The following is a 13,007-nucleotide window of genomic DNA, read 5'->3' as shown; positions in this document are numbered from 1 at the left end:
GAGCGTTCCTTCAGTGGATGAAGATGAGGGCGATGACGGCCGGCAGCACGAAGCCCAGCGCGACCATGGGCCAGGTCATGCCGCGCTGGGCGGCATGCATCTTGAGCAGGACCAGGCCGGTGACGGTGAAGACGAGGCAAGCCAGCGCGAACACGTCGATGAACCAGCCCCATGCGGTTCCGGTGTTACGCCCCTTGTGCAGGTCGTTGAAGTACGCCAGCCAGCCGCGCTCCGTAACCTCGTACTGCACCTCGCCGGTCTCGCGATCGACGCTGACCCAGCCGTCCCCGCCCGGCCGCGGCAGCGAGACGTAGACCTCATCGTCGCTCCAGTCGCCGCCGCGGCCGTCGATGCGGGCACCCGTATGGTCGAGGATGTACGCGGCGACCGAAGCGGGCACGGGAGCGGACTTCGTCGATGGATCGGCAAGCTGGCGCAACAACGGCGCAGGCAAGGTGGCGACGTGCCGGGACACGTGCGGGGAGGCTTCGATCGCCGCCGCGTGGTTGAGCGTAAAGCCGGTGATCGAAAAGAGAAGCAACACCACGAGCGATACGGCAGAGCTGATCCAGTGCCAGCGATGCAGGTGTTTGAGCCAGAACGCGCGGCGTTGCCGGTCGACGGTGTCGCGCATGTAATGGAAAGCCCCTGGTGTCGGTAGGTTCTTGCGGACAGGCATGGTAAACCACAATGCGAATCGTTCGCAATTGAGTTTGCCGGCACGAGAGGGAAAGCGGCCTGAAAGCCTGCCACGACAGGATGCGCGGGTCCGTTTCCGGAGCGTATCCTTGTCCCTCATGCGCATCCTCCTGGCTGAAGACGATTCCTCCATCGGCGCCGCCGTACGCGCCTCGCTCGAACAGGGCGGCCACGCCGTGGACCACGTGACCGACGGCGCCAGCGCCGACCACGCCCTCCGTGACCACGACTACGACCTGCTCGTGCTCGACCTCGGCCTGCCCTTGCTCGATGGCAGCGACGTGCTGTCGCGCGCGCGCAAGCGAGGCGCCAGCCTTCCGGCGCTGGTGATCACCGCGCGCGAAGGCCTCAAGGAGCGCGTTCGCGTGCTCGACCTCGGCGCCGACGATTACCTGGTAAAGCCGTTCGCGCTCGCTGAGTTCGATGCCCGGGTACGTGCCCTGCTCCGCCGGCGCACGAGCCAGGGTGCCCCGGAGTTCCGCATCGGCAGGTTGCGCCTCGACATCCCGGGGCACCGCGCCTGGATCGGCGAGTCCGCGCTCGACCTCACCGCGCGCGAGTTCGGGCTGGTGGAGGCACTGGCCACGCGCGCGGACAAGGTCACCAGTCGCGCGCAACTCGTCGAGGCACTGTGCAACTGGGACGAGGATCTGACCGACAACGGCCTGGACATCGCCCTGCACCGTTTGCGCAAGAAGCTGCAGGGCTCCGGGACGAGCGTGCGCACCATTCGCGGGCTGGGTTACCTCCTCGAAGAAACCGCGGATGCCTGAACGCCGCCCCGCGGCGTCACGACGCCCGCCGCGTCCCAGTCTCCGCCGGCGGCTGCTCACCTTCCTGCTGGTGCCGGTGCTCGGCGTACTCATCCTCGACGCCGTCATCGGCTATTTCGTGGCGCTGGCTTACTCCAACCGCGTCCATGACGCCACACTCACGGACTCGGCGCTCACGCTGACCGAGATGATCGGCAGCGACGCCTTGCAGGGCGAGCTGAGCGAGCAGGCGCGCTTCCTCCTCGAATACGATCCGAACGGTCGCAATTACTACACGGTGACGAGCAATCACCACGGGCGGGTGATCGGTAACGCGAACCTCGAAGGGCCCGACGTGCCCGTCGATGCCCCGCCCAGGCTCTACGACACCGAGCTGGGCCATCGTCCGTTGCGCGCGGCGACCATGCGTGTGCCGAACCGCCACGATCCGAACGACGTGCTTACCATCACCGTGGCCGAGAACCTGCGCGACCGCCACGCACGCGCTCGCGAAATCCTGCTGCTGACCTTGCCGCAGCAGGCGCTGCTGATCGTGGCCGTGCTCTTCCTCGTCTGGCTGGGCGTCAGCCACGGCCTGGGCGTGCTGGAACCGCTGACGTCGCGCCTGGCCCGGCGCGAGCACGACCTCGGGCCCATCGGCGAAGAAGACGTACCGGTGGAGATCCTCCCCCTCACCCGCACCATCGACGACCTGTTCGCACGCATGCGCAACATGCTCGGCCTGCAGGAGCGCTTCATCGCGGACGCGGCACACGAGCTACGCACGCCGCTGGCCGGCATTCGCCTGCATGTCGAACGCCTCGGCGATACGACCGACCCCGCCCACCGGGCGGACGCGCTGGCCCACGTGCAGCGACTGGCCGCGCGCGCCGCCCGTACCTCGGCGCAATTGCTCGCGCTCACCCGCACCCAGTCACCCGACCTGCCCGACCGCGACGGCATGGCCGTCATCGACCTCGCCACCGTGGTACCGGAAGCCGTCGCGATGCGCGTGCACCAGGCGCTGGCCGCGGGCGTCGACCTCGGTTACGAAGGCGTGGAAGCCCCGTGCTTCATTCGCGGCGACGCGCTGCAGGTGCAGGAAGCGATCGACAACCTGGTGGACAACGCCTTCCATTACGCGGGGCGTGGCCACGCGGTGACGGTGTCGCTGGCCTGCGACGAGAGCGATGTGCTCCTGGTCGTGGAGGACGACGGGCCGGGTGTGGACGACGCCTTCCTGGGTCAGCTTGGCGAGCGGTTCTTCCGCGTCCCGGGCGTGGACGAGGACGGCACCGGCCTCGGCCTCGCCATCGTCGAAAGCATCGCCGAGCGGCACGGTGCGCAGGTTGCCTTCCTGCATGCCGCATCCGGCGGGCTCCGTGTGGAACTGCATTTTCCTGCGAGCGCCCCTCCCCCGCCGGTCTAGGAAAGGCGGCTGAAACGGGTCGTGCGCACCATGTCCTCCTCATGAAGGCGATGACGAGGGTCGATGTGGGCAGGTCGCCGGCATTCCGGTTCGAGGGCGGACGGGAAGGCGTGCTGCTGGTGCACGGCCTCGGCCGTGGCGCCGACGAGATGCGCCAGCTGGGCAAGGGACTGAACCGGGCCGGCTTCACCGTCGTGGGCATCGAACTCGCCGGGCATGGTGGGACCGAGGACGAGCTCCTCGCGAGCGGCTGGCGCGACTGGTATGCCAGCGTCGAGGCGGCAGCCGACGAACTGCGCGGTCAGGTCGACCGCGTCTTCGTCGCCGGTTCGTCGATGGGCGCGCTGCTCGCCCTGCGGCTCGCCGCCGTGCAGCCGGCGTGGGTGGCCGGTGTCGGCGTGTTCGGCGTGACCTTCCGCTATGACGGCTGGTCGGCCGGCTGGGCGGCTCGCATCTCGTTCATGCTGCCGCTGTTCAAGCGGCTGGGGATCGGGCGGCACCGCCGCCTCCTGCAAGGGCCGCCACAGGGATTCCGGGAGGATCGCCTGCGCGACCAGTTCGGCCGGACGGCACTTCCGGGAGCCGTCGGGGTGGCGGACCGCTCCGGCGATTCATGGCATGCACTGGCGGAAACGGTGGAGCTTGCGCGCGACGTGCGCCGGCGGCTGCCGGCCGTCACCGCGCCTTGTTTCATCGCCCACGCGCTGGACGACGAGATCGCCAGCACCGGCAACGCGGACCTCGTGGCGCGGCATGTTCGCGGTCCCGTGGAGATGCTGCTCCTGGCGGACAGCTACCACATGATCACGGTCGACCGCGAACGCCGCATGCTGATCGAACGCAGTGCCGACTTCTTCGACCGCATCGCGCGCGAGGCCCGGGCGTCGCGCGTCGCTGCGTGACGCAGGCACGCGGCAACGGGTTGGTAGTCAGGCCTTGCCTTGCTCGACCAGGGTCAGCGCCACCTTGTCGCGCAGGTACACCGGCAAGGCCAGTTCCGGTGCCACGGCTTCGCCGTCGCGGAACCGCCGCGCGGCGACCTCCGCGACATGCCGGGCCTGCGGATAGCGGGCGCCGTCCGCCGACCTTACCGGCGCATGGATGCGCTCACGCAACGCCGCTTCGTACGTGGCCCAACCCGTGCCTACGACATGCCATGCGAGCGCCTCCGGCAGCACCAGTGCCGCCGCGGTGTCCACGCGCTCGCGATCGATGAGGGTCACGCCGCCGTCCGCTTCGCGCCGCCAGGCGGCGACGTAGATTTCGCCCATCCGCGCGTCGATGACGGAGAGGATCGCGCCGTCGTCCTCCGGTGCCTCCAGGGCCAGTGCCTGCAGCGACGACACAGTGACGACTGGAACATCGAGGGCCATCGCCATGCCTTGCGCCAGCGACACACCCAGGCGTACGCCAGTGAACGCGCCAGGGCCACGGCCGACGGCGATGCCATCGAGCGCCTGGCGGTTCAGGCCCGCCTCGGCCAAGAGTTCGTCGGCCATCGGCAGCACCAGTTCGGCATGCCGGCGAGGCGCCACTTCGCTGCGCTCGATCACCTCGTCGCCATGGACGAGCGCAACCGAGCAGGCTTCCGTTGAGGTTTCGATGGCGAGGAAGTTCATGGCGTATCCGGCGGAGTGGGCGGCGTGGTCTGCGCGTACCAGTCGATGCGGCGGGTGAGGTACATCAGCAGCGCGATCACGGCCACGAGCACCACCGAGCCGATCAGCAGCGCGTACTGTTCGGCACCGATCAGGCCATACAGTATGGCGTAAACCAGGGCGAGGACGCCGCCCAGCGCCAGGCCGGCAGCCCGGGCCCGCAACGCCGCCATCGCATAGCCGCCGACGATCAGCACCACGGTGGACGCCGCCACCGTATACGCGGGACCGAAGCCGATCTGTTCGGACAGCGCCAGCAGCAGCACGTAGAAGCTCGTCATCGCCGCGCCGACCAGCAGGTACTGCACGGGATGCAGGCGCAATCCCTTCAGGACCTCGAACAGGAAGAACGCGACGAAGGTCAACGCGATGAACAGCAACCCGTATTTGCCGGCCCGGTCGTTCTGTTGGTAGACGCTACCCGGCTGGTAGAGCTTAACGCCGAAGGCGGACGCAGCGAGTCGCCCGGACACATCTGAATTGCCGGCATCCCAGTGCTGCCCGTAATCGCGATTGAGGTCGAGCACCTGCCACGACGCATCGAAGCCGCGCGCGTCGATGCTGCGCTTGCCCGGCAGCAGCGCACCGGTGAAGCTCGGGTCGGGCCACGGTGCGCGAATCCGGACCGTGTTGGTGCGGGCCAACGGCAACACGGAGAAGGTCTCGGTGCCGGCGATGCGCAGCGTCACGGCGAAGTCGATCGGCGTCCGTCGCTCCGGGTCCAGCTCCACCGGCGTGGCGAGGACGGTATACGGACCCATGCGCGCCGCCGAGGAGGAAAGCCTCGCCGTGCGTCCGTCGACGGTCAGTGCCGTGATGGCCTGCAGGCCGCGGGTGTCGGCGATAAGCAGGCGCAGCTCCGCCTTGGCGGGATACCACGTGGCACCGGTGTCGGCGGCGAAGTGGCGCAGGTCGTCTGGAAGGATGCGCCCGCGCAGCGTCACTTCGCCGGTGTAGACGGGCACCTCATACATGCCCACGTGGCGACGCTCGACGGTCAGGTCGGCGACGGTGTTCAGTTCGTCGGCGAGCACGATTTCGGTGCCGTCGCGCACGCTCGCGACCTTGCCGTCGCTGTCGCGGACCTCATGGCGGGTGGGTACGCCGAGGACGAACCCGCCGATGGTCTGGGCCCCGCCCCAGCCCTCCGCGACGCGCGCCGAGGCGGCATCCCGCATCGCCTGCCGTTCGCGAACGAGGCCGTCGGTCTGCGACAGCGGTATGAGCATGATGAGCGCGAGCATGCCGATGCCGAGCACTTTCGCGGTGATGGATTGCATCCAGCGGAACATGGCATTCCCCGTTTCTCTCCTGTGGTACCTGCATCCTCCTGGGCGGAACGGCGATGCACGTGGTCCGATTCTGGCTCCACGCGGGCAAGCGCTGGCGAAAAGCGGCGTCGTAGGCCCCGTTGCGGAGTGAGAGTGTTCTCATGACGCGCGGCCCCGTTCCGTGGAGGATGGGACGACCACTCCACCGAGGACTGCATGATGCTTCCCGTCCAGCTAGCGATGCCCCTGGCCATGATGGTCGGTGCGGCCATCGCCGCCACGACCGCTCCGCCTCGCCACGAACCGACACGAGGCGAGACGCCGCAGGACCGCGCCGATCATGCGCGCGTCGGCCTCCTCGACCATAGCCACCATGACGCGCACGTGCGCATGCACGAACGGCGCTGGCAGCACCGCCCGCGGCCGGGCCATCCCTAGGAGAAGAAGCGCACCACGTCCGCCAGCTCCCGCGTGCGCGGCATCGGCGGCAGGCTGGCCAGGAAAAGCCGGCCGTAGCCTTTCGTGCTGAGGCGCGGGTCGCACAGCACCAACACGCCGCGATCGTGCACGTCGCGGATCAACCGTCCTGCGCCTTGCTTCAAGGCAATCACCGCGGTCGGCACCTGCCATCCCATGAACGGGTTGATGCCGGCCTCTTCGAGCGCTTCCAGGCGGGCCTGCAATACCGGGTCGTCCGGCATCGCGAAGGGCAGCTTGTCGATCACGACGACGCTCAACGCCTCGCCCGAAACATCCACGCCTTCCCAGAAGCTGGCGGCCCCCAGCAGGACGCCCCGGCCGCTGGCACGGAAATCTTCGAGCAGGCGATGGCGTGGCGCGGAGCCCTGCACGAACAGCGGCCAGGGCACGCGGCCCTCCAGCAGTTCGGCTGCGCGGCGCAGCGCCCGATGCGACGTGAACAGGAGGAAGGCGCGGCCATCCGACGCGTCCAGTACCGGGCGGATCGCCTCGACGACGCGGTCCGTGTAGTCGCGCGCGGCTGGGTCAGGCAGGTCCTTCGGCAGGTAGGCGAGCGCCTGGCGCTGGTAATCGAAGGGGCTTTCCACGTGCAGCGTATGCGGATCCTCGAGCCCGAGTTGGCGCGAGAAATGCCCGAAGTCGCCGGCGATCGATAACGTCGCGGAGGTATGGATCCACGCCGCGTCCGTGGCCATCCGCATCGCCCGCAACGGCGAGGCGAGGTCCAGCGGCGTCGCATGCAGCGCGAAACCGCGCGGCCACGTTTCATACCAGCGCACGTCGCTCGCCGAATGCTCCTCGGCGATGCGGTCGAGCCGGAGGCTCAGCATCTGCGCGCGCTCGAAGACGTTGGCGAGTCCGCGCGAGCGCTCGCCAAGGGCGGCGAGCAGGTCGGCCATCGCCGCCATCACGTCGCGCAGCTCGCCCAGCAGGTCACGCACGCCCGCCTCGCGGTCGAGGGCACCGAAGGGGCCACGCGCGGGCAACGGGTCCATCGCGAGGCGCAGGCGCTTCACCAGCTCCTGGATCGCCTCGACCGGCTCGAGGAGCTGGCTCATGGCGCCGGTGACGCCTTGTGCCTCCGCCAGGGCATCCTGGCCGAGGTCGAGGATCTGCCGCGAGCTGACGCTCTGCGAAAAGAACTGGCCGGCGAGCTCGGGGATCTGGTGCGCCTCGTCGAGGATGAAGGCATCCGCGCCGGGAAGGATCTCGCCGAAACCTTCCTGCTTGAGCGCGAGGTCGGCCATCAGCAAGTGGTGGTTGACCACGACGAGGTCGGCTTCCATGGCCTCGCGGCGCGCCTTCACCACGTGGCAGTCCTCGAAGAACGGACACTCCGAGCCGAGGCAGTTCTCCGGCGTCGACGTCACCCGCGGCCAGACCGGCGAGTCCTCGGGAATATCCGCCATCTCCATGCGATCGCCGCGGCGCGTGCGCGCGGACCAGGCGCGGATGGCGGAGAGCTGCGACACCAGCTGGCGGTCGGGGTTGCCCTCGCGCACGGCGTGGTCCAGGCGATACAGGCAGAGGTAATTGGCCCTGCCCTTGAGCAGGCTCAGCCGTGCCCGGCTACCCAGCACGGCATGCACGCGCGGCAGGTCGCGGAAGAACAGCTGGTCCTGCAAGGCCTTCGTTCCCGTGGAGACGATGACCTTGCGCCCCGACAGGAGGGCGGGTACCAGGTACGCAAAGGTCTTGCCGGTGCCGGTACCGGCCTCCGCGACCAGCAGGTCGCGTTCGGCGATGGCGGAGGCCACGGCCGAGGCCATGCGCTGCTGGGCCTCGCGGGGTGCGAAACCCGGTACTTCACGGGCGAAAGGGCCTTCCGCGCCGAGGATCGCGGACGCTTCGAGTTCAGTCATCCGCCAAGTATCGCCTACAATGTCGGTCTTTACGCCCTGAGCCCACGCATGGACAAGAGTTTCGAGCCCAGCCAGATCGAGTCGAAGTGGTATGCCCACTGGGAGTCCAACGGCTATTTCAAGCCGTCCGGCAAGGGCACGCCCTACACGATCATGCTGCCGCCGCCCAACGTGACGGGCACGCTGCACATGGGCCATGCGTTCCAGCACACCATCATGGACACGCTGGTCCGTTACCACCGCATGCGCGGCTACGACACGCTGTGGCAGCTGGGCACGGACCACGCCGGCATCGCGACGGAGATGGTCGTCACCCGCCAGCTCAATGCCGAGGGCAAGCAACGCTCCGACTTCGACCGTGACGCCTTCATCGCCCGCGTGTGGGAATGGAAGAAGGAGTCCGGCGGCACCATCGGCCGGCAGATGCGCCGCATGGGCGTGTCGGGCGACTGGAGCCGCGAGGTCTTCACCATGGACGAGGGCCCCTCGAAGGCCGTCGTCGAGACGTTCGTGCGCCTGCACGAGGAAGGCCTGATCTATCGCGGACAGAAGCTGGTCAACTGGGACCCGGTGCTGAAGACCGCCATCTCCGACCTGGAAGTGGTCAGCGAAGAGGAAGACGGTTCGCTGTGGTCGATCCGCTACCCGCTTGCCGACGGCTCGGGCGAACTCGTCGTCGCCACCACCCGTCCTGAAACGATGCTGGGCGACGTGGCCGTCGCCGTGCATCCGGAAGACGAGCGCTATGCGCACCTGGTCGGGCGGATGCTGACGCTGCCGTTGTCGAACCGCGAGATCCCGATCATCGCCGACGACTACGTCGAGAAAGACTTCGGCACCGGCTGCGTGAAGATCACGCCTGCGCACGATTTCAACGACTACGCCATCGGACAGCGCCACGACCTGCCGATGATCAACATCCTCACGGACGACGCGAAGATCAACGACGCGGCGCCGGAGAAGTACCGCGGCCTCGATCGCTATGTCGCCCGCAAGGCGGTGCTCGCCGACCTCGAGGCCGAAGGCCTGCTGGTCGAGACGAAGAAGCACAAGCTGCAGGTGCCGCGTGGCGACCGCACCGGCCAGGTCATCGAGCCCTACCTCACCTGGCAGTGGTTCGTGCGGATGGACACGCTGGCCGCGCGCGGCATGGAACTGGTCGAGCAAGGCCACGTGAAGTTCGTGCCGGAGAACTGGATCAACACCTATCGCCACTGGCTGGGGAACATCCAGGACTGGTGCATCAGCCGCCAGCTGACCTGGGGCCATCAGATTCCGGCCTGGTACACCGACGCCGGCACCGCGATCGTGGCGCACGACGAGGCCGAGGCGCGAGCCAAGGCCGCCGCGCAGGGCTACAACGGTCCGCTGCGACGCGACGCCGACGTGCTCGAAACCTGGTTCTCGTCGTCGTTGTGGAGCCACTCGACGCTGGGCTGGCCGGACCCGCAGGCGCAGGCCGAGCGCGGCTTCGACCGCTACCTGCCGACCAACGTGCTGGTCACCGGCTTCGACATCATTTTCTTCTGGGTCGCCCGGATGATCATGATGACCGACCATTTCACCGGCGAAGTGCCGTTCAAGGACGTCTACGTCACGGGCCTCATCCGCGACAAGGACGGCCAGAAGATGTCCAAGTCGAAAGGCAACGTGCTCGATCCGCTCGACCTCATCGACGGCATCGGCCTCGACGAGCTGCTGGCGAAGCGCACGCGCGGCCTGATGCAGCCGAAGATGGCGGAGAAGATCGAGAAGGCCACGCGCAAGGAGTTCGCCGAGGGCATTCCCGCCTTCGGCGCCGACGCGCTGCGCTTCACCTTCGCGTCGCTCGCCACGCACGGTCGCGACATCAAGTTCGACCTCGAGCGTTGCGGCGGTTACAAAGCCTTCGTCAACAAGCTGTGGAACGCGTCGCGCTTCGTGCTGATGAACCTCGGCGAAGGCGAGCTCGCGCCGACGAAGCCGTCGACGGAAGCCGAGCGCTGGATCCTCACCCGGCTGGGCCAGACCCTCGCCACGGTGAAGGAACAGCTTGCGCTGTACCGCTTCGACCTCGCTTCGCAGGCGCTCTACGAATTCACCTGGAACGAGTTCTGCGACTGGTTCCTCGAATTGTCGAAGCCGGCGCTGAATGGGGACGACGGCGTCGCGGCCGCGTCCACGCGCTACACGCTGGTGCACGTGCTCGAAGCGCTCCTGCGCGCGCTGCACCCGATGATCCCGTTCGTCACGGAGGAAATCTGGCAGCACGTGCGTCCGCTGCTCGGCATCGAAGGCGACACGATCATGCTTCGCCCTTATCCCGAAGCCACGGATGTCGCGACCGACGACGCCGCCACGGCGGAAATCGAGTGGGTCAAGGACGTGCTCACGGGCGTGCGCCGCATCCGCGCGGAAATGAACATCTCGCCCGGCAAGGTCATTCCGCTGCTGTTCGCGGACGGCGATGCCGCCGATCGCGCGCGCGCGGCCAAGTTCGCCGCGCAGATCGCGTTCCTCGGCCGCGTGGAGTCGCCGACGTGGGTCGACGGCGAGGAGCCCGCCGCGGCCGTCGCCGTGGTGGGCGCCATGCGCGTGCTGATCCCGCTCGAGGGCCTCATCGACGTGGGCGCCGAGAAGGCGCGCCTCGCGAAGGAAATCGCGCGCGTCGAGGGCGAGGTTCGCAAGTGCGAAGCCAAGCTGGGCAACGCGAACTTCGTCGCCAACGCGCCGGCCGAGGTGGTGGAACAGGAACGCCAGCGCATCGCCGACTGGACGCGCCAGGCCGACGCGATGCGCGAGCAGGCTCGCAAGCTGGGCGGCTGACGATTCCTGTAGGAGCCGCTATAGCGGCTCCTACAGGAATAGCGCTGAGGACCACCTCGGCGCGATTACATATCGTGCTTTTTGACCTCGAAGCCTGCCTGCTTGTATTGCGTCCAGCGGGCGCGTGAGCCTTCGCGTTCGGCGGGATCGGCCGCGACCACTTCCAGCACGCGGTCGAACTGGCCGGGTGCGCAGGTGTCGCGCAGGTTGATCACCATGGGCCGGTCGGGGGTGTCGACACCCGGCGGCACGATCAGCACGGCCGTGTTCGCGTCCTCGTCGTCACCCGCCAGCTGGTGCGGGATGAACGCGTCCGGCTCGAACGACCACAGGTAATCGTCGATCGCCTCGGCCTGCTCGAAATCCCGCGTGAGGATCAGCGTCGGCTGCTCGGCACCGAACGCGCGCTTGGCGAGTTCGCAGACCAGCAGCAGCGGATCCTCGCGGAAGCGCGGCTTGTCGATCAGGTAGAAATCGGCGCGCGGCATCGGAGCGGAATCAACCGGCGGAGGCGACGCGATCGAGCAGCCACTGCGTCAACAGCGGCACCGGACGACCGGTGGCAAGACCCTTGCGGCCCTCGTCCCACGCGGTGCCCGCGATATCGAGGTGCGCCCAGCGGCGGCCTTCCGTGAAACGCGCGAGGAAGCAGCCCGCGGTGATCGCGCCCGCGTACTTGCCGCCGATGTTGGCGACGTCCGCGAAGCCGGAATCGAGCTGGCTCTGGTAGTCGTCCCACAGCGGCAGGCGCCACGCGCGGTCGAGAGTGGCTTCGCCGGCGGCGAGCAGCTCGGCGGACAGGGATTCGTCCTTGGTCATCAGGCCGCTGGCGTGCTTGCCGAGGGCCACGACGCACGCCCCGGTAAGGGTCGCGGCATCGATGATGGTGTGCGGGTCGAAGCGCTTGCCGGTATAGGTCAGCGCATCGCAAAGGATCAGGCGGCCCTCGGCGTCGGTGTTCAGCACCTCGATGGTGATGCCCGATAGGCTGGTGAGCACGTCGCCGGGGCGATACGCCGCGCCGTCCGGCATGTTCTCGACGGCAGGCACCACGCAGACGAGGTTGACCGGCAGGCGGAGCTTCACGGCCGCCACGAAGGCACCGAGCACGCCGGCCGCGCCGCACATGTCGAACTTCATCTCCTCCATGCCCGGGCCGGGCTTGAGGCTGACGCCGCCGGTATCGAAGGTGATGCCCTTGCCGACGAAGGCATATGGGCGCTCGCCGTCCTTGCCGCCGTTCCACTGCAGCACCACCAGGCGCGGCGCGTTGGCCGAACCGCGGGCGACCGCGAGCAGCGAGCCGAAGCCTTCGCGCTCCATGTCGGCGCGGTCGAGCGACTCGAAGGTCACGCCCTCATGGGCGTCGGCGAAGGCGCGGGCCTGGTCGGCGATGTAATCGGGATTGCAGATGTTCGGCGGCAGGTTGCCCAGTTCACGGGCGTAGCGCACGCCCTCGGCGATGGCGCGTGCCTGGTCCAGCCCGGCTTCACCATCGGCGGGGCCGACGAGGGCGAGCGATGCCAGTTCCGGCTGCGCCTTGTCGCGCGGCTTCACGGTGGCCGTGTAGCGGTAGGACACATGGTCGGTGGCCAGGGCGGCGACGCGGAGGCGCCAGGCGGCATCCCGACCGGGCACGTCGACTTCCGGCAGCCAGCTCACCGCCTCGGTGACCGGCAGGCGGCCGATGGCGCGGGCGGCCTCCGTGGTGACGCGCTGGTAGCGCGCGGCGTCGAAGGTCTTTTGCGCGCCCAGCCCCACGATGAGCACGCGGGCGGCGGCCACGCCGGCCGGATGCAGCAAGGTCACGACATTGCCGACCTTCCCGGTGATGTCCCCGGCCTCGACCAGCCGCTTGATGGCGCCGTCCGCCGCGGTGTCGATCCGCGCCGCGGCGCTGGTCAGGACACCGTTCTCGTAAACGCCGACCACGGCCACGGGGGTGGCGGTCGTTTCGGGAGCATGGGAACCGAGGCTGAACTGAACCGTCATAGCTAACTGTCCTGCGAAAGCCCGCCGGGGCCCGGACAGGCTAGACTTATGGTTTGCCG

11 protein-coding genes are annotated in these 13,007 nt (G+C 68.4%); 5 read left to right on the top strand and 6 right to left on the bottom strand.

The window, feature by feature from the left end; all coding sequences use genetic code 11:
- Nucleotides 1-10: 10 nt before the first annotated feature.
- Nucleotides 11-634 (bottom strand): PepSY-associated TM helix domain-containing protein, encoded by a 624-nt coding sequence (locus tag ACQKIE_RS10800; protein WP_427458850.1) that lies wholly within the window; start codon nt 632-634, stop codon nt 11-13.
- A 163-nt stretch (nt 635-797) separates the two neighbouring features.
- Here ACQKIE_RS10800 and ACQKIE_RS10795 point away from each other — a divergent pair, with 163 nt between their 5' ends.
- Genes ACQKIE_RS10795 through ACQKIE_RS10785 form a run of 3 tightly spaced genes read left to right on the top strand, consistent with a single transcriptional unit; the run spans nt 798 to nt 3,782 of the window.
- Complete coding sequence (locus ACQKIE_RS10795; protein ID WP_427459351.1) at nt 798-1,472, top strand: response regulator; 675 nt, start codon at nt 798-800, stop codon at nt 1,470-1,472.
- Nucleotides 1,465-2,880, top strand: coding sequence for a sensor histidine kinase N-terminal domain-containing protein (locus tag ACQKIE_RS10790; protein ID WP_427458848.1), 1,416 nt, complete (start codon nt 1,465-1,467; stop codon nt 2,878-2,880). Before ACQKIE_RS10795 ends, ACQKIE_RS10790 begins: the two co-directional genes overlap by 8 nt.
- Before the next feature lie 50 nt (nt 2,881-2,930).
- Entirely contained in the window at nt 2,931-3,782 is an 852-nt protein-coding gene (locus ACQKIE_RS10785) for an alpha/beta hydrolase (protein WP_427458846.1), read from the top strand.
- A gap of 27 nt (nt 3,783-3,809) precedes the next feature.
- Here the strand turns inward: ACQKIE_RS10785 and tsaB are convergent, their stop codons facing one another.
- Complete coding sequence (gene tsaB / locus ACQKIE_RS10780; protein ID WP_427458844.1) at nt 3,810-4,499, bottom strand: tRNA (adenosine(37)-N6)-threonylcarbamoyltransferase complex dimerization subunit type 1 TsaB; 690 nt, start codon at nt 4,497-4,499, stop codon at nt 3,810-3,812.
- Nucleotides 4,496-5,830, bottom strand: a complete 1,335-nt coding sequence (gene creD / locus ACQKIE_RS10775) for a cell envelope integrity protein CreD (RefSeq protein WP_427458842.1) — start codon at nt 5,828-5,830, stop codon at nt 4,496-4,498. The genes tsaB and creD overlap by 4 nt, the downstream gene beginning before the upstream one ends.
- 195 nt (nt 5,831-6,025) lie before the next feature.
- On the opposite strand from creD, the gene ACQKIE_RS10770 reads away from it, so the two are divergent.
- Entirely contained in the window at nt 6,026-6,247 is a 222-nt protein-coding gene (locus tag ACQKIE_RS10770; protein ID WP_427458840.1) for a hypothetical protein, read from the top strand.
- On the opposite strand, the gene ACQKIE_RS10765 is transcribed toward ACQKIE_RS10770, so the two are convergent.
- Nucleotides 6,244-8,151: an ATP-dependent DNA helicase gene (locus ACQKIE_RS10765; protein WP_427458838.1), complete on the bottom strand. Its 1,908-nt coding sequence runs from the start codon at nt 8,149-8,151 to the stop codon at nt 6,244-6,246. The genes ACQKIE_RS10770 and ACQKIE_RS10765 overlap by 4 nt on opposite strands.
- 48 nt (nt 8,152-8,199) lie before the next feature.
- Between ACQKIE_RS10765 and ACQKIE_RS10760 the strand changes: the two genes are divergently transcribed.
- A complete protein-coding gene (locus ACQKIE_RS10760) occupies nt 8,200-10,956 on the top strand; it encodes a valine--tRNA ligase (RefSeq protein ID WP_427458836.1) in 2,757 nt (918 codons plus the stop codon).
- Nucleotides 10,957-11,021: 65 nt separating this feature from the next.
- Here the strand turns inward: ACQKIE_RS10760 and ACQKIE_RS10755 are convergent, their stop codons facing one another.
- Together ACQKIE_RS10755 and ACQKIE_RS10750 are read right to left on the bottom strand one after the other, a co-directional pair.
- Nucleotides 11,022-11,444 carry a DNA polymerase III subunit chi gene (locus tag ACQKIE_RS10755; protein WP_427458834.1) on the bottom strand — a complete coding sequence of 141 codons (423 nt, stop codon included), beginning with the start codon at nt 11,442-11,444 and terminating at the stop codon, nt 11,022-11,024.
- Between the two features lie 10 nt (nt 11,445-11,454).
- Entirely contained in the window at nt 11,455-12,948 is a 1,494-nt protein-coding gene (locus ACQKIE_RS10750) for a leucyl aminopeptidase (RefSeq protein ID WP_427458832.1), read from the bottom strand.
- Nucleotides 12,949-13,007: the final 59 nt, after the last annotated feature.

Source organism: Luteibacter sp. NPDC031894 (assembly GCF_050273135.1).
Taxonomy (GTDB): domain Bacteria; phylum Pseudomonadota; class Gammaproteobacteria; order Xanthomonadales; family Rhodanobacteraceae; genus Luteibacter.
The sequence above is the reverse complement of the archived record's forward strand: the minus strand, read 5'-3'. Positions and strand labels throughout refer to the sequence as shown.